The sequence below is a fragment of the Limnospira fusiformis SAG 85.79 genome, from assembly GCF_012516315.1.
GTDB lineage: Bacteria > Cyanobacteriota > Cyanobacteriia > Cyanobacteriales > Microcoleaceae > Limnospira > Limnospira fusiformis.
On the sequence record NZ_CP051185.1, the window covers coordinates 4,456,956 to 4,473,789 of the forward strand.

Here is a 16,834-nt window from a genome sequence, read left to right on the forward strand (position 1 = left end):
TATGATTACAACTGACAGGATACTTAGCAAGCAGCTTCGCAAAGTAGCGGGTGAATCCATGTTCGCGAAATTAGAAGTGTGTCTGCGCAAAGATCGGCTAAACATGGATCTTTTGGAACGTCTACGGAATCCCCTCGACACAAGAGACCCTCGATATGTAATCCAGCGTTCATTTATGTGTGTTAGCTTTTCGGAGTCTCAGCATGGCAAAGCATTCCTGGAAATGATTCATCCAGACTCAGCTTCTTCCGTGCTTAAAGCAGCGAAAGAGGAGCGGAGCACAAAGGACACTTATTTAGTGAAGATCCCTAGATGGCAAATTATGCTTCTTTCCAAATATGTAGAGGAAAAAATCGTCAAATCTAAAGGAGTTGAGGTACTTGTAAACGAAGTTTTGAGCAGGTGTGCTAAGTCTCTTGAGATAGTGATGAACGATGAGTAAGCTTCTTATAGAAGGTCTGGTTAACAAACTGCTGGATTTAACTCCAGTTGAAAAGGAATCCGTTGGCAATAGAATCACGGAGGCTCTTGGCGGCGATCCGACAAAAAAGGCACCCGGATTACCTAAGAGGCGCGGCAATCAAGACGGAGGCATCGATGGTCGAGTGCCAGTCTACCGCAAAGTTGTAAGGATGGAGGCAATGCTAACAGAATCTGGTCGAGAGGAAATCGTGTCGCGAGAAGAACCCGTAATGACTAAGGTGGAAGCTGGAATCACAATTAAATTGGAGGGTCAAACATTTAGTGCCGAGCGTCTCGGAGGGTTCAAAATCGCTTTGGAAAGAGAGAATCTTCGAGACGGTATTATAATCACTGCTAGAGGTTTGTCTCCTGATGCTGCTGTGTACATCGAAAAGCTACATAAAGACACGGTATTTCGGTTTATAGCGCCTACACTTGGTGACTTTTTATCTCAGTCTGTCCCAGACAGCCCTATTGAGTTTGTGTGTGATCCTAATCAAGCGATTAGGAGCGCACTGCAACTTTACCTGGATAACACCTGATGGCAGCGGACGGAAGCCCCTAGTGCTGAGTTCCAGGTTACTTGCCGCCGCTGCATTCCACCGTTAAACCAGTTCATCTAAAAGACGGCGATCGCCTCAATCGCCGCGATGCTGAGAGACAAAGCCAGAATTCCTCCCACCAAGTGACCTGCGCCCAGGGTAATAAATTCCTGTGCCACTTGAATAGTGAACACCATACCCACGAAACTAGCCGTCAGCAGGGCGATAAATAACGATTCTGGACCAACGATCGCCATTTGTTCTAGGGTATTGCGGCGGTGAATTTTCCCCTGTAGGATGTGCAGCAGAACCTGTCCCCCCAAAAACAGCGAGGCGATAAAGCGTTGAGTCCAAATACCAAGGCTAGAACGGGTTTTAGTAGGATTCAAGGAACTGACTATGGTTGCAGTAGCAAATTGTATACCTGGTGGCTAGTAGCCGTAGTCCGATGATATCATTATATCAAATTTCCTATCATTTCCGCATCCGCCCGTCCCCCGTTGGTGGTTGCCAAGCTGAATTTTAGATCCAATTTAGTCTAGGATTAAGTGGAAATTGTTATTTTCGAGTTGGGTAAATTAGGATAAATGGCGGATATTGTAGATATAGCAGTGAGTGCCGGGTGTTTCACCACCTTGGTGGCAGCGGTACAGGCAGCGGGATTAGTGGAAACCCTGAAAACTCCCGGTCCTTTTACCGTTTTTGCGCCCCATGATGATGCTTTTGCGAAACTCCCCCCCGGAACTGTTCAGACCTTAGTGCAGAACCCACCCCAGTTAGCGCGGATTTTAACATATCATGTGGCTGCTGGCAAGTTCCTGAAGGCAGACCTAGAAAAACTGGATTATTTAACTTCCGTGGAAGGTGCGCCTATTTCTCTGAATTTTACCGAGGGATTTGAGGTGAAAAATGCGACAGTTATCAACCCCGATATTGAAGCAGACAATGGGGTGATTCATGTGATTGATACAGTCATTTTAATGGGGTGATATTCCCAGTTACCAATACCGGAAAAATCCCCGCCCACCCCCCAGGTTTAAGTAGACAATCAAGGCAGTTGTAGTCAGTGCATTCGTGGCAGGATAACCATGGATTTAAATAGGTTGATTCTTTTGAATAGTCGGCTATTGGGGGGAACCGCTTTGTTGGGGTTGGGTGCTATTGTCACCGGAGGATTAAGCGGCCCTGTTTTAGCCCTGGGGACTAATGTTACCTATGGCTTAATTGCTAACAACCTAGGCACATTAATAAACCGATTACGCAGCCAGAGTAGCGATGTGCTGCGGAATGAAGATATCGCCAAAGCCGCAGGACGCACGGTAGCCAAAGCCTTGACCGAAAAAATCAGCCCCAAGTATCCCGATATTCGGAAGTCCTTAGATAAATTTGGGGACAATATCGAGGGTTATTGGGTGGAATGGGCCGAACAAGCCCAAACCCTGAACCTGTTTGAAACCCTCCAAGAACAGCAATTATATCAGATTTTCTGCCAACCACCGGAGCAGTTTACCGAGTATCAGGTTCTACCCGAACCGGAATGGCGGGAGGTCGTCACCTGGTTATTCCAACAGGGATGCGAGAAGGGGGTTTTGGGGGATACCCCGGAGAGTTATCAAGATGTCATCACCGACTTGGCGGGGGAATTAGCCACTAACTTCAATAAACACTTGCGCCAAGTCCTGAAAGACGATGCCAACAACGGCGGGAAAGCCTTTGTGGGGATGTTATTTGACCTGCATGGGGCGACCTTGGCACAAATTGCCGAAATTCGGGAGGTTTTACCCCAACTCGCCACCCGTCAGGATATGCGCCGGATATTAGCCGCCATTTCCCAATTACAAAACCCGAACCCCCCCGCACCCGCCACCCCTTGGCACGGTTTAGGGGCTGTGGATACGGTTCCCCAACCTCCCCCTCATTTTCTCCCCCGTCCTGAAGATATGGCGGCTTTAAAAGAACGACTGTTGACCCCACTTCTCAGGCTCTCTATCCCCTGGGTACGTTGACGACGTTGTTTTCCTTCCCGATGATTATTTCGGCATATTTCACCTATCGCTATCTCGCCCGCCTCCCGCAGGGATAATCAGGGCTGACCCTATCTACACCCAGTCTTTCATAATATCCGAGTTAGACCGCAAGCGCTTGACAACACCCTGCTGATGTCTTATAATCGTTTTGGGTTCTAATACATATAGCAGTCCTAAATGATTTGTCCCTAACCCTCTCCCGTTCTTGGCCGCCGACGGTTGGGGTCTGCCATCGTCTTCCACAACTGATTTAGGATGGCTATAGTTATGCAAATGCACCTAATACTGGCTAGAATTAATAGCTGTATTAAAAAAGCTGGAGGCTCTTCTTGATCAAGTATGTGGTCAACACTCCAAAAGGCGGTGTTGGAAAGACGACGATATCGACCAATCTAGCGCTCATGCTCGCCGCCAGACAGAAAAGAGTGTGGGCATTGGATCTAGCTCAGGGCAGCATAATGACTAGGATACTGTCAAATAGTCCTGTTTTCCAGGGTGGCTCATGCAAGATTGATACACGTGAAGGTCAGCAGCTTCCGATTAATTTTCCTGGGGCGAAAGCTTTTGATTATATGGTCGTCGATACAGACGACTATTGGGAGTACCTAAAAGATCTGTTAGAACAGGTAAATCGAGGATGGCGGCTGATTGCTCCGGTGCCTCCAGATGATGAGCTTGCACTAGATCGCGTTCCGGGTGATCTGAGCATACTTGCAGCAGCCGCCATGTCACAAGACAAGAATATCCCGTTCAAGATAGTTGCCAATAAGGTCACTACGTCCGATCAGAAACAACGACTTTATGAGGCATTACAGAAAACTGGTATTGCATCGCGCCTATCCGAGTACGTTGTACCGCTTGTAGAGGGGCATCCGGGATCCTTTTATGAGAACTCTGCTTTTGCAAAAGCACTCGATGGTGTATTGAGCGAATTAGGATAAGTCCTTATGATTACAACTGACAGGATACTTAGCAAGCAGCTTCGCAAAGTAGCGGGTGAATCCATGTTCGCGAAATTAGAAGTGTGTCTGCGCAAAGATCGGCTAAACATGGATCTTTTGTATCGTCTACGGAATCCCCTCAACACAAGAGACCCTCGATATGTAATCCAGCGTTCATTTATGTGTGTTAGCTTTTCGGAGTCTCAGCATGGCAAAGCATTCCTGGAAATGATTCATCCAGACTCAGCTTCTTCCGTGCTTAAAGCAGCGAAAGAGGAGCGGAGCACAAAGGACACTTATTTAGTGAAGATCCCTAGATGGCAAATTATGCTTCTTTCCAAATATGTAGAGGAAAAAATCGTCAAATCTAAAGGAGTTGAGGTACTTGTAAACGAAGTTTTGAGCAGGTGTGCTAAGTCTCTTGAGATAGTGATGAACGATGAGTAAGCTTCTTATAGAAGGTCTGGTTAACAAACTGCTGGATTTAACTCCAGTTGAAAAGGAATCCGTTGGCAATAGAATCACGGAGGCTCTTGGCGGCGATCCGACAAAAAAGGCACCCGGATTACCTAAGAGGCGCGGCAATCAAGACGGAGGCATCGATGGTCGAGTGCCAGTCTACCGCAAAGTTGTAAGGATGGAGGCAATGCTAACAGAATCTGGTCGAGAGGAAATCGTGTCGCGAGAAGAACCCGTAATGACTAAGGTGGAAGCTGGAATCACAATTAAATTGGAGGGTCAAACATTTAGTGCCGAGCGTCTCGGAGGGTTCAAAATCGCTTTGGAAAGAGAGAATCTTCGAGACGGTATTATAATCACTGCTAGAGGTTTGTCTCCTGATGCTGCTGTGTACATCGAAAAGCTACATAAAGACACGGTATTTCGGTTTATAGCGCCTACACTTGGTGACTTTTTATCTCAGTCTGTCCCAGACAGCCCTATTGAGTTTGTGTGTGATCCTAATCAAGCGATTAGGAGCGCACTGCAACTTTACCTGGATAACACCTGATGGCAGCGGACGGAAGCCCCTAGTGCTGAGTTCCAGGTTACTTGCCGCCGCTGCATTCCACCGTTAAACCAGTTCATCTAAAAGACGGCGATCGCCTCAATCGCCGCGATGCTGAGAGACAAAGCCAGAATTCCTCCCACCAAGTGACCTGCGCCCAGGGTAATAAATTCCTGTGCCACTTGAATAGTGAACACCATACCCACGAAACTAGCCGTCAGCAGCGCGATAAATAACGATTCTGGACCAACGATCGCCATTTGTTCTAGGGTATTGCGGCGGTGAATTTTCCCCTGTAGGATGTGCAGCAGAACCTGTCCCCCCAAAAACAGCGAGGCGATAAAGCGTTGAGTCCAAATACCAAGGCTAGAACGGGTTTTAGTAGGATTCAAGGAACTGACTATGGTTGCAGTAGCAAATTGTATACCTGGTGGCTAGTAGCCGTAGTCCGATGATATCATTATATCAAACTTCCTATCATTTCCGCATCCGCCCGTCCCCCGTTGGTGGTTGCCAAGCTGAATTTTAGCTCCAATTTAGTCTAGGATTAAGTGGAAATTGTTATTTTCGAGTTGGGGAAATTAGGATAAATGGCGGATATTGTAGATATAGCAGTGAGTGCCGGGTGTTTCACCACCTTGGTGGCAGCGGTACAGGCAGCGGGATTAGTGGAAACCCTGAAAACTCCCGGTCCTTTTACCGTTTTTGCGCCCCATGATGATGCTTTTGCGAAACTCCCCCCCGGAACTGTTCAGACCTTAGTGCAGAACCCACCCCAGTTAGCGCGGATTTTAACATATCATGTGGCTGCTGGCAAGTTCCTGAAGGCAGACCTAGAAAAACTGGATTATTTAACTTCCGTGGAAGGTGCGCCTATTTCTCTGAATTTTACCGAGGGATTTGAGGTGAAAAATGCCACAGTTATCAACCCCGATATTGAAGCAGACAATGGGGTGATTCATGTGATTGATACAGTCATTTTAATGGGGTGATATTCCCAGTTACCAATACCGGAAAAATCCCCGCCCACCCGCCAGGTTTAAGTAGACAATCAAGGCAGTTGTAGTCAGTGCATTCGTGGCAGGATAACCATGGATTTAAATAGGTTTATTAGTTTGAATAGTCCGCTATTGGGGGGAACCGCTTTGTTGGGGTTGGGTGCTATTGTCACCGGAGGATTAAGCGGCCCTGTTTTAGCCCTGGGGACTAATGTTACCTATGGCTTAATTGCTAACAACCTAGGCACATTAATAGACCGATTACGCAGCCAGAGTAGCGATGTTCTGCGGAATGAAGATATCGCCAAAGCCGCAGGACGCACGGTAGCCAAAGCCTTGACCGAAAAAATCAGCCCCAACTATTCCGACAAGGAATCCTTAGACGATTTCGCTAATCAAATCGAGGAATATTGGCTGCAATGGGCCGAACAAGCCAAAACCCTCAACCTGTTTGAAACCCTCCAAGAACAGCAATTATATCAGATTTTCTGCCAACCACCCGAGCAGTTTACCGAGTATCAGGTTCTACCCGAACCGGAATGGCGGGAGGTCGTCACCTGGTTATTCCAACAGGGATGCGAGAAGGGGGTTTTGGGGGATACCCCGGAGAGTTATCAAGATGTCATCACCGACTTGGCGGGGGAATTAGCCACTAACTTCAATAAACACTTGCGCCAAGTCCTGAAAGACGATGCCAACAACGGCGGGAAAGCCTTTGTGGGGATGTTATTTGACCTGCATGGGGCAACCTTGGCACAAATTGCCGAAATTCGGGACTATTTACCCCAACTCGCCACCCGTCAGGATATGCGCCGGATATTAGCCGCCATTTCCCAATTACAAAACCCGAACCCCCCCGCACCCGCCACCCCTTGGCACGGTTTAGGGGCTGTGGATACGGTTCCCCAACCTCCCCCTCATTTTCTCCCCCGTCCTGAAGATATGGCGGCTTTAAAAGAACGACTTTTGACCCCCAACCATCAAACCCTAGTGATGACGGGACAGGTGCAGAAAGTCGGGTTACAGGGGATGGGAGGACTAGGGAAAACGGTGTTAGCGGCAGCCTTAGGGCGGGATAACGAGGTGCGGCGACAGTTTCCCGATGGGATTATCTGGCTGACGGTGGGGACTAACCCGGACTGTCTCGCCCTGTATCAACGCCTTGCCAACACCTTGGGGGAAACCAACGCCTATCTGGAAGGAGAACCCCAGTGGAATGCCTATCTCTCCAATTTGTTGCGGGAGAAACGCTGTTTATTGGTTCTCGATGATGTGTGGTCACAACGGGAAGCGGAGCGATTTGTGGAGGTGTTGGGGCCGGACTGTCGCCTGTTGCTGACGACGCGGGATGCCCGGTTAATTGCGGGGTTGGGGGCTAATGGCTATGAGTTGGGGATGCTGGATGAGACCCAAGCGCGACAATTATTAGCCAATTGGGCGAGAGTTCATGTCGAAATGTTACCCCCAGAAGCGGAGGCGGTGCGGAAACATTGCGGGAATTTGCCCTTAGCCTTGACGTTGGCTGGGGCGCAAATTGGCATGGGCAACAATTGGGCGGATTTGCTGACGGCGTTGGATGCGGCGGATTTGCACTATCTCGACCCTTCCGAGGGCAGTATCTATAAAGTCCTCAAAACCAGTGTGGAGCAGTTAGCGGCATCCTTGCGACAGGCGTATTTAGACTTAGGGATTGTGGCAGCGGATGTGCAAGTGTCGGAGGCGGCGTTAGTCAAGTTGTGGGGACGGCGGGGGGATATGCCGGACTATCGGTTGCGGCAGTGGTTGACGGAGTTGGCGCAACGGGGGTTAGTGTTTGTGTCGGGGGAGTCGCCCTCGCGGTGGATGTCCTTGCATGACGTGCCGCAGAAGTATTTACGGGAACAGGTGCAGAATCCGGCGACGTTGCATCGAGACTGGTTGCGGAGTTATGGCGGCGGCCAGTTTCCCTGGACGGGGGCGGAGGTGGCGGCAGAGGTTTATCTGTATCGGCAGGGGCTTTATCATTTCCGAGAAGCGGGGGAAATAGCAGCGTTTCGGCGGTTGTTATGGGATTTTGATTGGTTACAAGGGAAGTTAGAGGCAACGGATAGTCGGGCGTTGTTGGCAGATTTTGAGGCGGTGACGGTTGGGGAGAGTCGGGACAGTGGGCTGAAGCGGCTGGAAGGGGCGTTGCGGTTATCGGCTCATGTGTTGGAGAAGGATAGCAGTCAGTTGGCGGGGCAGTTATTGGGGCGGTTGTTGTGATTTTCTCACTGATGTTAAGATAATCATGCAAACAACAGAATTAAGGTGATTTTAAATGACTCAAGTAATTTCAGAAGATGCTATAAAAAGGCGAGAACAGTGGATTCAAAAAATCAAAAATCTGAGCGGAAGATTTGGGGTCAATGTGGAAAGCGTAGAAAACGAATTGAAAAGAGAAATAAAACAATTTGGCTCAGATGTATTGATTGATCATTTGCGACTTTGTGGCAATATTCCCGAAGAATATAAGCATGACTCCAGTGAAGAGAAATTATACTCAAAGTACACGGACAGCCTTTTATCTTTTACATATAACGAAATGGGGCTGACCAGTATTGTTTTAACGGAAAAGTCCAATTCAGCAGACGTTGAAGCAGTTGCGAAAAACTATAGCTTCGTTGCGGACGCTAAAGTCTTTAGACTCAGTAGAACAGCTAAAAATCAAAAGGACTTCAAAATTCAAGCACTGGATAATTGGAAAAGAGGTAAACCCTATGCAATGGTAGTTGCCCCAATTTATCAATTGCCAACTCGAAAAAGTCAAATTTATGAGCAAGCATCAAGTAGAAATGTTTGTATTGTAACTTATTCACATTTGTCCCTATTTGTTAACTATGCAAGAAGAGAAGGTAAATCTAAAGCCGAGGAGTTACTCAACCAAATTTTTACTACAATTCCTGCATTAAATCCTTCTACAAGTGCGGTTGATTATTGGTTGGCTGTAAACAAGACAATTTTGAGTTTTTCAAGTATCATTGATGAGCTTTGGAAATTGGAGAAAGAAGCAGCTACTGAATCGACAAGGATTGCCAAAAATGAAGGAATCAGATTTTTGGCTTCTGAGCGGGAAAAAATCATGAGAATGAACCGTGAAGAAGCTGTGATGGAACTGATTAAAGTTAGCAAAATAGATAGTAAAATTAACAAAATTCAGTCTATTGGTGATAGTAATTTATTTGCAATCAAATAAGGTGAATTAATCATGGTTGATGTTAATCAGATTATTAAAGGAAATTGTATCGAAGTGATGAAGTCCTTTGATGAAAATTCAATTGACTTAACTATCACCTCCCCTCCTTACGATAATTTAAGAAAATACAAAGGATATACTTTTCCTTTTGAAGAAATAGCACGGCAATTGTATCGTGTGACCAAGCCAGGTGGTATTGTTGTTTGGATAGTTGGCGATGCCACTATCAAAGGAAGTGAAACTGGTACAAGTTTTAAGCAAGCTCTTTATTTTAAAGAAGAAATTGGCTTTAATCTTCATGACACAATGATTTTTCAAAAATCTAATCCCATACCACAGATTTATAGGAAAAGATATAATAACATTTTTGAGTATATGTTTGTTTTCAGCAAGGGAAATGTCAAAACCCATAATCCCATAAAAATTGATTGCTTACACGCAGGACTTGAACTCCATGGAACTACTTATAAAAATTATTCTAGAGGCAAGCAAAAGCGGGGGAAAATGGCCCACCCGGTCAAAAATCAAAAGATAAAAGGTAATATTTGGGAATATGTTGTTGGCAAAAAATCAGAAGATCAAGAAGCAAAAGATCATCCGGCTCCCTTCCCTTGTGCCCTGGCTTGTGACCATATTAAATCCTGGACAAATCCAGGAGAAATAGTGCTTGATCCAATGTGTGGAAGCGGGACTACTTGTAGATCTGCATTTCAACTTGGAAGGCAATATATCGGGATTGAAATTAGTCATGAATATTGTGAATTGGCAAGAAAACGGATTCAAAAAATTGAAGCGCAGCCCAGATTACCCATATTGGATTTAGAATAATAAAGCACATGAAAATATATTGAATTGTTCGGTTTTTTCGTTATCCAAGAATACCACCCTGAAACTGTGGGATTTGGAGAGGGGGAGGGAACTGGCTACCCTCAGAGGGCATAGTTGGTCGGTAAATGCAGTAGCGATCGCCCCCGACGGGAAACGAGCGGTCTCGGCATCCATGGATAAAACCCTGAAACTGTGGGATTTGGAGAGGGGGAGGGAACTGGCTACCCTCAGAGGGCATAGTTGGTCGGTAAATGCAGTAGCGATCGCCCCCGACGGGTTCCGAGCGGTCTCGGCATCCATGGATAAAACCCTGAAACTGTGGGATTTGGAGAGGGCGACGGAACTGGCCACCCTCAGAGGGCATAGTAGCGTGGTAAATGCAGTAGCGATCGCCCCCGACGGGAAACGAGCCGTCTCTGCATCGGATGATAAAACCCTGAAACTGTGGGATTTGGCGACAGGGGATGTGTTAGCCACCTTTACCGGGGATGCTGATATGCTTTCCTGTGCCGTTGCACCGGATGGGGTGACGGTGGTGGCGGGGGATAGTGGGGGTCGGATGTATTTTCTGCGGTTGGAGGGGTTGAGCGGTTAATATCACTGTGGACTATCTAATTTTGTTAGAATTACCGAAATATATCAACTGATTCACTCATGGAAATTGCCAAAGTCTCCGAAACCGGACAGATTATCATTCCACCAGAAATGCGGAAAATCTATAGCTTGGACGTGGGGACAGAAATCATCTTGACGGATACAGGCAAAGGGATTTTAATTCAGCCCAAACCGCCTTTTTCTCCTACTACTTTAAATGAAGTAGCGGGATGTTTGAAGTATAACGGTTCACCCAAAACCTTAGAGGATATGGAATCTGCTATTAGCCAAGGCATTCAGGAGCAATGGCATGATTGCAGTTGATACCAATATTGTAGTTCGGCTTCTAGCCTTGTAAAATGCTATTCAAAACATCAAACTATGCTAGACATAACCCTAAACTGGAAACCAGACCCCCAAACCTTGACCCAACTGGTACAGGTCGCCATCCAAGAACAGAAAAGTTTAGAAACTCTCCTCGATGAGGCGATCGCTCAGTATCTACAAGCAAATTTAACCCCTAACCCCCTTTCCCCATCCCCCACTCCCCCCGACCCCTTTCTCACAGGTCTCTATGACGGTAGTGCCGAACTTTCTACCGAAGCAGAAGCCATCCTCACCGCAGAAATTCAATCCGCTTCGGGTTTATCATGGAAAAAATAGGGGCGATCGCTGATACTGGATTTGTAGTTGCCTTGCTCAATCGCAAAGATCGCCAGCACGTTGCTGTTGCCACAATTTATCAACAGCACCCAACCATTGCCCTTCCCCAACCTGCACTAACCGAAATTGCTTATTTATTGGGGCGAGATGCGGGAATTCCTACCGTAGTTCAATTTTTGCGTTCCCTCGACAACAGCCGATTTAAAGTCATTTCAGGGAAAGAGAGTCAACCCTATAATGGAGAAGCACATTTCCCGGAGCCCACTCTATGTTACTCAGCGAACTGTTACCTACCGTTAATCAGTTATCTCATCAAGATAAACTTCGACTGATCCACTTTCTCCTCTTGGCAGTCGCTAAGGAGGAAGGGTGTAGCCTAGAACTAACCGGAGAAGTTGACTCAGCGAATGAGTTGCTCCAGCAGCTTGCATCGACTGAGGCAGTGGTATGGTCGCCGCAAACAGATAGCGCATCTGTTCAGGCTTTGTCGGATCTTCTGGTGGCTGCAAAGGAAGGTAGCATCTAATGCTTGATGGACAACGATATTCATTCACTGAACGCATTGATAGTTTTGGGCGATCTGCCATCATGCCCTATTTACCCTTGACGCTCACGTTAGGCGATCGCTCTGTGGACGTGACTGCGTTGCTAGATACAGGCGCAAGTGTCAATGTTTTGCCCTACGAAATCGGTTTACAACTAGGAGCAATCTGGGAAAATCAGACGGTTTCAATCCCCTTAAGCGGTAATTTGGGTCGGAGCGATTCACGAGGTTTGGTTGTATCTGGTGCGATCGCTCAGTTTCCTCCCGTGCTACTTGCATTTGCTTGGACTGAATCGAGAGATATACCCGTTATTCTTGGACAAATGAACTTCTTTGCCGAGTTCAACGTATGTTTTTATCGACACGAGTCGGCTTTTGAAGTTTGCCCGAAGGATAGATGAAATCAATCAACTTATTCGTGAGGGATTTGTGGTAGTTGCCGACTTAACCTATTCCGAAAAACAACAAGCAAAATTTGTGGCAAAATAGATTGCTTGATAGGCAAAAACTCAAAATATGCCAGCAACAAAGTACCTGTTACAGCAATCAATTAATTGAGACCCTTGCAGAAACTTACGGAAGGTAAACTATGACTCAACAAGTTCCCGAACCCAATGCCGAGTTACTATCCGCCGATGATGTTCATCAAGATGTGATGACCCTAACAACGGCATTAGAACAGCGCCATGCTGAACGCCAAGCCTATCAGATTTTATCCCGACCCGATATCCGTAATTTACGCTCATCGCATCCTATCCAAGGGAATTTGTAGTACAGAAGAGGAAGCCAGAGAACGCGCCCTGAGCATTTTAATCGCTGAAGGTTGAGAAAGCGAGTTTCAAATAGCCATTAGAGACAAACCATTAAAATTAAAGCAATCATTTGGCACGAAAAAGATGTTTGGTGCGGTTCAGTCCCCGCCCTTCCCGGTTGCCACACCTGGGCATCCAGTGAGGAAGAATTGTTAGTTATGCTCGCAGATGCTGTTCAGGGTGGGCTCGAAGTTGCCAGCAAAGAACCAGAAATCACCCCAGAAAAAACTGATTGAATTGTCTTTATGAAGTCCATTAGGGTTAGGGATAATTGAGAGATTTGAGGGTTGATGGTAGCTCCTCAATTCTAGCCAATCTGCATCAACGGCGATCGCACCGGGTGAAATGGCGATCGCACCACGGGAAGCCATGGGAGGACATAGTAACCGGGTAGAAGCAGTAGCGATCGCCCCCGACGGGAAACGAGCGGTCTCGGCATCGTCGGATAAAACCCTGAAACTGTGGGATTTGGAGACCGGGACGGAACTGGCCACCCTTACTGGGCATAGTTGGTCGGTAAATGCAGTAGCGATCGCCCCCGACGGGTTCCGAGCGGTCTCGGCATCCATGGATAAAACCCTGAAACTATGGTATTTGGCGACGGGGACGGAACTGGCTACCCTCACCGGGCATAGTCGCGGGGTAAATGCAGTAGCGATCGCCCCCGACGGGAAACGAGCGGTCTCGGCATCCATGGATAAAACCCTGAAACTGTGGGATTTGGAGAGGGCGACGGAACTGGCCACCCTCAGAGGGCATAGTTGGTCGGTAAATGCAGTAGCGATCGCCCCCGACGGGAAACGAGCCGTCTCTGCATCGGATGATAAAACCCTGAAACTGTGGGATTTGGAGACGGGGGAAGTGTTAGCCACCTTCACCGGGGAAGGTGCGATGGAGTCCTGTGCCATTGCACCGGATGGGGTGACGGTGGTGGCGGGGGATGGGTCGGGGCGGGTGTATTTTCTGCGGTTGGAGGGGTTGAGCGGTTAATATCACTGTGGACTCTCTAATTTTGTGAAAATTACCGAAATATCTCAACTGATTCACTCAGGGAAATTGCCAAAGTCTCCGAAACAGGACAGATTATCATTCCACCAGAAATGCCGAAAATCTCTAGCTTGGAGGTGGGGACAGAAATCATCTTGACTGATACAGGCAAGGGGATTTTAATTCAGCCCAAACCGCCTTTTCCTCCTACTACTTTAAATGAAGTAGCCCGCTGTTGGAAGTATAACGGTTCACCCAAAACCTGAGAGGATATGGAAGCGGCTATTAGCCAAGGCATTCAGGAGCCATGGCATGATTGCAGTTGATACCAATATTGTAGTAAGATATTGGGTGGGGTGGGTTAGGCGCGAGACTATTTTCAGCCAAAATAGTGATCTCAAATCGCGCCGTAACCCACCGGCACCCTCTGTTTTCCCCTAAAATAGCGGTGGGTGCGTCCGCTCTAGTTTTGCTCTAACATCTCGTCAAAAACCCGCACCCACCCTACGAAGAGTGATTTTTAGCTCAACCGTAAGATATTGGGTAGGGTGGGTTAGGCGCGAGATAATTTTCAGCTAAAACAGTGAATCTCAAATCGCGCCGTAACCCACCACCCTCTGTTTTCCTTGACAATAGCGGTGGGTGCGTCCGCTCTAGTTTTGCTCTAACATCTCGTCAAAAACCCGCACCCACCCTACGAAGAGTGATTTTTAGCTAATGTAATGACAATTACATTTTACCCCATTTTGTCTCAAGAGCCATTATTTTCAGTTTAATCTGATTGATAATGATAACGTGCTTGTAAAAAATAAACCTTATTTCCTGTTACTTTGTAAACTAAACGATGCTCTAAATCAATGCGTCTTGACCAAGTATCTGCGGCAATATATTTTAGCGGTTCAGGTTTTCCTAACCCGGTAAACGGTTCACCATCAAGGATATCTGCGACTAAATCTAGGATTTTATCTCCTTTTTTGGGTTCAGTGCGATACCACCAAGCTAAATCTGCTTTAAAATCAGGACTAAATACAGGAAAATAACCTGAAATATGATCGTTAGGGGTTTCATTGGCTTGTTTTTTCTTTTTAGGACTCAATTCCTAACTCCTCTTTTAATTCATCTACCGTTTGAGGAGTTGCGGTGCTATTTTCTGACCATTCTAAAGCACGAAATAAACGTTTTGCATTTTCGGGCGATCGCAGTAAATAGACACATTCTAATAAACTCTCTAGCTCATCTTCGGCAATTAACGCCACATTTTTCTCATTGGGGCGCTTAATGACCACAATCTGACGCTGATCACACACTTCATCCAAAATAGTGGCTAAATTCATTCTCGCTTGAGAATAAGTGGTTTCTTTGCTTAACATCATTTTTGCTAGATAACTTCTACAACATTATTGTACAATACTAAGGGGTTCTTGATCCACTAATTCTGGTAAACTTCGATACTGATTCAGCCCGGCCATAAAATCACAACTGTCCCATCTAACCCCCTGTCAAAATCACTCCTTTTTCAATTTATGATGACCCTTACAGAACTACTCCCAGCCATTAAACAACTTTCACCCCTTGACAAAATTAAACTGATTCGTTTGTTGGCTGAAGAAATGGAATCACGAGAAAAAATTGCCCCTTTAGAACCCGGTAAAGCCTATAATTTACCAACTCCTTACAATAGTTTTGGTGCGGGGGCGATTCTGATGCAGGTCATAGAATCCAGTGATGAGGCTTAATGACAATGCGATTTTTTTACTCTACCACTGATTCATCTCAAAATGAATTTGATAGCCTGCCGCAAATCCCCATGATTATTCGGCGAGAGGGTCATACGGTTGAAGCCATTGGATTAGTTGATAGTGGTGCAACGGTAAACGTTATGCAATTAGATATGGGACAACAATTAGGGGCTGTCTGGGAAGACAACAAGGCAATCATTCAACTGACTGGTAATTTAGGAAAGCAACCCGCGATACCTTTGTTGGCAATGGTTTAAATTGGCGATATTCCACCGATTCAGTTGGTGTTTGCTTGGACAAAAAACCTCGATACATCTCTGATTTTAGGACAAACAAACTTTTTTATGGAATTTGAGGTGTGTTTTTACCGTTCCCGGATGGAATTTGAGGTTAAACCTAAGTTTCTATAAACGGTAGGGCGTGCATAATTCCTATCTGAAACCGGAAGGTAAACTATGACTAAACAAGTTCCCGAACCCAATGCCGAGTTACTATCCGCCGATGATGTTCATCAAGATGTGATGACCCTAACAACGGCATTAGAACAGCGCCATGCTGAACGCCAAGCCTATCAGATTTTATCCCGACCCGATATCCGTAATTTACGCTCATCGCATCCTAGCCGGGGGAATTTGTAGTACAGAAGAGGAAGCCAGAGAACGCGCCCTGAGCATTTTAATCGCTGAAGGTTGAGAAAGCGAGTTTCAAATAGCCATTAGAGACAAACCATGAAAATTAAAGCAATCATTTGGCACGAAAAAGATGTTTGGTGCGGTTCAGTCCCCGCCCTTCCCGGTTGCCACACCTGGGCATCCAGTGAGGAAGAATTGTTAGTTATGCTCGCAGATGCCGTTCAAGGTGGGCTCGAAGTTGCCAGCGAAGAACCAGAAATCACCCCAGAAAAAAAACTGATTGAATTGTCTTTATGAAGTCCATTAGGGTTAGGGATAATTGAGAGATTTGAGGGTTGATGGTAGCTCCTCAATTCTAGCAAATCTGCATCAAGGGCGATCGCACCGGGTGAAATGGCGATCGCACTACGGGAAGCGATGGGAGGACAGAATAACGGGGTAGAAGCAGTAGCGATCGCCCTGGACGGTAAATTTGCTATTTCCAGTTCATGGGATAACACTTTAAAAGTATGGAACTTAGAGACAGGTACAGAAGTAGCTATGTTTCTTGGAGAAGCGGAGATGAGTTCCTGCGCCATTGCACCGGATGGGGTGACGGTGGTGGCGGGGGATGAAGGGGGGCGCGTGTATTTTCTGCGGTTGGAGGGGTTGAGGGGTTGAGAAATGGGGTTGCTTAACCCGATTGGGGTGAGGCGGCAAAGGTTAGGGCAGCCACCGGGTTTCTTTCCCTGCATCCGAATCACCAACCCGACCGCTATAATGGCAAAAAGAAACCTCTGGAAAACAGGATGCCAATCACCTTAAACAAAGGACAAGAAAAATTATCACCCAGTAGGGGCGAAAAA

Annotated in this window: 28 protein-coding genes and 2 pseudogenes; 25 read left to right on the forward strand and 5 right to left on the reverse strand. The window is 46.6% G+C overall.

Annotated features, from left to right (window positions below; all coding sequences use genetic code 11):
* Position 1 precedes the first annotated feature (1 nt).
* Entirely contained in the window at positions 2-442 is a 441-nt protein-coding gene (locus HFV01_RS20945; RefSeq protein ID WP_006621128.1) for a hypothetical protein, read from the forward strand.
* The gene (locus HFV01_RS20950; protein WP_006621129.1) at positions 435-1,004 is read left to right on the forward strand and encodes a hypothetical protein; all 570 of its coding nucleotides are present in this window, start codon (positions 435-437) and stop codon (positions 1,002-1,004) included. The genes HFV01_RS20945 and HFV01_RS20950 overlap by 8 nt, the downstream gene beginning before the upstream one ends.
* A gap of 110 nt (positions 1,005-1,114) precedes the next feature.
* Here the strand turns inward: HFV01_RS20950 and HFV01_RS20955 are convergent.
* Positions 1,115-1,393: pseudogene (locus HFV01_RS20955) on the reverse strand (ABC transporter permease); the annotation flags it as partial.
* A 198-nt stretch (positions 1,394-1,591) separates the two neighbouring features.
* Here HFV01_RS20955 and HFV01_RS20960 point away from each other — a divergent pair.
* The 5 genes from HFV01_RS20960 to HFV01_RS20980 all read left to right on the forward strand — a co-directional run bounded on the left by HFV01_RS20960 (position 1,592) and on the right by HFV01_RS20980 (position 4,981).
* Positions 1,592-1,993, forward strand: a complete 402-nt coding sequence (locus tag HFV01_RS20960) for a fasciclin domain-containing protein (RefSeq protein ID WP_006621124.1) — start codon at positions 1,592-1,594, stop codon at positions 1,991-1,993.
* 99 nt (positions 1,994-2,092) lie between these two features.
* On the forward strand, positions 2,093-3,010 hold the full coding sequence (locus HFV01_RS20965; RefSeq protein ID WP_318285847.1) for a hypothetical protein: 918 nt from the start codon (positions 2,093-2,095) through the stop codon (positions 3,008-3,010).
* A 350-nt stretch (positions 3,011-3,360) separates the two neighbouring features.
* The gene (locus tag HFV01_RS20970) at positions 3,361-3,972 is read left to right on the forward strand and encodes a nucleotide-binding protein (RefSeq protein ID WP_006621127.1); all 612 of its coding nucleotides are present in this window, start codon (positions 3,361-3,363) and stop codon (positions 3,970-3,972) included.
* A gap of 6 nt (positions 3,973-3,978) precedes the next feature.
* On the forward strand, positions 3,979-4,419 hold the full coding sequence (locus HFV01_RS20975) for a hypothetical protein (protein ID WP_193520354.1): 441 nt from the start codon (positions 3,979-3,981) through the stop codon (positions 4,417-4,419).
* Entirely contained in the window at positions 4,412-4,981 is a 570-nt protein-coding gene (locus tag HFV01_RS20980; RefSeq protein ID WP_006621129.1) for a hypothetical protein, read from the forward strand. Before HFV01_RS20975 ends, HFV01_RS20980 begins: the two co-directional genes overlap by 8 nt.
* 110 nt (positions 4,982-5,091) lie before the next feature.
* Here the strand turns inward: HFV01_RS20980 and HFV01_RS20985 are convergent.
* Positions 5,092-5,370, reverse strand: a pseudogene (locus tag HFV01_RS20985) (ABC transporter permease); the annotation flags it as partial.
* Positions 5,371-5,568: 198 nt separating this feature from the next.
* Here HFV01_RS20985 and HFV01_RS20990 point away from each other — a divergent pair.
* The 11 genes from HFV01_RS20990 (at position 5,569) to HFV01_RS21040 (ending at position 12,591) form a co-directional block, all read left to right on the forward strand.
* On the forward strand, positions 5,569-5,970 hold the full coding sequence (locus HFV01_RS20990) for a fasciclin domain-containing protein (RefSeq protein WP_006621124.1): 402 nt from the start codon (positions 5,569-5,571) through the stop codon (positions 5,968-5,970).
* Positions 5,971-6,069: 99 nt separating this feature from the next.
* Positions 6,070-8,220, forward strand: a complete 2,151-nt coding sequence (locus HFV01_RS20995) for an NB-ARC domain-containing protein (protein WP_193520355.1) — start codon at positions 6,070-6,072, stop codon at positions 8,218-8,220.
* Positions 8,221-8,275: 55 nt separating this feature from the next.
* The gene (locus HFV01_RS21000) at positions 8,276-9,190 is read left to right on the forward strand and encodes a HindIII family type II restriction endonuclease (RefSeq protein ID WP_111892303.1); all 915 of its coding nucleotides are present in this window, start codon (positions 8,276-8,278) and stop codon (positions 9,188-9,190) included.
* A gap of 12 nt (positions 9,191-9,202) precedes the next feature.
* Positions 9,203-10,018 (forward strand): DNA-methyltransferase, encoded by an 816-nt coding sequence (locus tag HFV01_RS21005; RefSeq protein WP_006621133.1) that lies wholly within the window; start codon positions 9,203-9,205, stop codon positions 10,016-10,018.
* A gap of 73 nt (positions 10,019-10,091) precedes the next feature.
* Complete coding sequence (locus HFV01_RS21010) at positions 10,092-10,613, forward strand: WD40 repeat domain-containing protein (protein WP_318285850.1); 522 nt, start codon at positions 10,092-10,094, stop codon at positions 10,611-10,613.
* A 59-nt stretch (positions 10,614-10,672) separates the two neighbouring features.
* A complete protein-coding gene (locus HFV01_RS21015) occupies positions 10,673-10,936 on the forward strand; it encodes an AbrB/MazE/SpoVT family DNA-binding domain-containing protein (RefSeq protein ID WP_193520357.1) in 264 nt (87 codons plus the stop codon).
* Between the two features lie 57 nt (positions 10,937-10,993).
* The gene (locus HFV01_RS21020) at positions 10,994-11,275 is read left to right on the forward strand and encodes a hypothetical protein (RefSeq protein WP_006621136.1); all 282 of its coding nucleotides are present in this window, start codon (positions 10,994-10,996) and stop codon (positions 11,273-11,275) included.
* Positions 11,263-11,607, forward strand: coding sequence for a PIN domain-containing protein (locus HFV01_RS21025; RefSeq protein ID WP_006621137.1), 345 nt, complete (start codon positions 11,263-11,265; stop codon positions 11,605-11,607). The genes HFV01_RS21020 and HFV01_RS21025 overlap by 13 nt, the downstream gene beginning before the upstream one ends.
* Before the next feature lie 14 nt (positions 11,608-11,621).
* Positions 11,622-11,801 carry a hypothetical protein gene (locus tag HFV01_RS21030; protein WP_006621138.1) on the forward strand — a complete coding sequence of 60 codons (180 nt, stop codon included), beginning with the start codon at positions 11,622-11,624 and terminating at the stop codon, positions 11,799-11,801.
* 62 nt (positions 11,802-11,863) lie between these two features.
* Positions 11,864-12,220 carry a pepsin/retropepsin-like aspartic protease family protein gene (locus tag HFV01_RS21035; protein ID WP_438861249.1) on the forward strand — a complete coding sequence of 119 codons (357 nt, stop codon included), beginning with the start codon at positions 11,864-11,866 and terminating at the stop codon, positions 12,218-12,220.
* 188 nt (positions 12,221-12,408) lie between these two features.
* Positions 12,409-12,591, forward strand: a complete 183-nt coding sequence (locus tag HFV01_RS21040) for a hypothetical protein (RefSeq protein WP_006621141.1) — start codon at positions 12,409-12,411, stop codon at positions 12,589-12,591.
* 192 nt (positions 12,592-12,783) lie between these two features.
* On the opposite strand, the gene HFV01_RS31790 is transcribed toward HFV01_RS21040, so the two are convergent.
* Positions 12,784-13,002 (reverse strand): hypothetical protein, encoded by a 219-nt coding sequence (locus HFV01_RS31790; RefSeq protein WP_006621142.1) that lies wholly within the window; start codon positions 13,000-13,002, stop codon positions 12,784-12,786.
* Between HFV01_RS31790 and HFV01_RS21050 the strand changes: the two genes are divergently transcribed.
* Together HFV01_RS21050 and HFV01_RS21055 are read left to right on the forward strand one after the other, a co-directional pair.
* Complete coding sequence (locus HFV01_RS21050) at positions 12,977-13,621, forward strand: WD40 repeat domain-containing protein (RefSeq protein WP_187758491.1); 645 nt, start codon at positions 12,977-12,979, stop codon at positions 13,619-13,621. The genes HFV01_RS31790 and HFV01_RS21050 overlap by 26 nt on opposite strands.
* Positions 13,622-13,686: 65 nt before the next feature.
* Positions 13,687-13,884, forward strand: coding sequence for an AbrB/MazE/SpoVT family DNA-binding domain-containing protein (locus HFV01_RS21055; protein ID WP_348620617.1), 198 nt, complete (start codon positions 13,687-13,689; stop codon positions 13,882-13,884).
* A gap of 506 nt (positions 13,885-14,390) precedes the next feature.
* On the opposite strand, the gene HFV01_RS21060 is transcribed toward HFV01_RS21055, so the two are convergent.
* Both HFV01_RS21060 and HFV01_RS21065 read right to left on the reverse strand, forming a co-directional pair.
* On the reverse strand, positions 14,391-14,714 hold the full coding sequence (locus tag HFV01_RS21060; RefSeq protein ID WP_006621146.1) for a Txe/YoeB family addiction module toxin: 324 nt from the start codon (positions 14,712-14,714) through the stop codon (positions 14,391-14,393).
* Positions 14,704-14,991, reverse strand: a complete 288-nt coding sequence (locus HFV01_RS21065; protein ID WP_006621147.1) for a type II toxin-antitoxin system Phd/YefM family antitoxin — start codon at positions 14,989-14,991, stop codon at positions 14,704-14,706. The genes HFV01_RS21060 and HFV01_RS21065 overlap by 11 nt, the downstream gene beginning before the upstream one ends.
* A 150-nt stretch (positions 14,992-15,141) precedes the next feature.
* Between HFV01_RS21065 and HFV01_RS21070 the strand changes: the two genes are divergently transcribed.
* The 5 genes from HFV01_RS21070 to HFV01_RS21090 all read left to right on the forward strand — a co-directional run bounded on the left by HFV01_RS21070 (position 15,142) and on the right by HFV01_RS21090 (position 16,649).
* Positions 15,142-15,354 (forward strand): hypothetical protein, encoded by a 213-nt coding sequence (locus HFV01_RS21070; RefSeq protein WP_006621148.1) that lies wholly within the window; start codon positions 15,142-15,144, stop codon positions 15,352-15,354.
* A 5-nt stretch (positions 15,355-15,359) separates the two neighbouring features.
* Positions 15,360-15,614 carry a pepsin/retropepsin-like aspartic protease family protein gene (locus tag HFV01_RS21075; RefSeq protein ID WP_006621149.1) on the forward strand — a complete coding sequence of 85 codons (255 nt, stop codon included), beginning with the start codon at positions 15,360-15,362 and terminating at the stop codon, positions 15,612-15,614.
* 198 nt (positions 15,615-15,812) lie between these two features.
* Entirely contained in the window at positions 15,813-15,995 is a 183-nt protein-coding gene (locus HFV01_RS21080; protein ID WP_006621151.1) for a hypothetical protein, read from the forward strand.
* Between the two features lie 90 nt (positions 15,996-16,085).
* Positions 16,086-16,286, forward strand: coding sequence for a type II toxin-antitoxin system HicB family antitoxin (locus HFV01_RS21085; RefSeq protein WP_006621152.1), 201 nt, complete (start codon positions 16,086-16,088; stop codon positions 16,284-16,286).
* A gap of 96 nt (positions 16,287-16,382) precedes the next feature.
* Complete coding sequence (locus tag HFV01_RS21090) at positions 16,383-16,649, forward strand: WD40 repeat domain-containing protein (protein WP_006621153.1); 267 nt, start codon at positions 16,383-16,385, stop codon at positions 16,647-16,649.
* Positions 16,650-16,834: the final 185 nt, after the last annotated feature.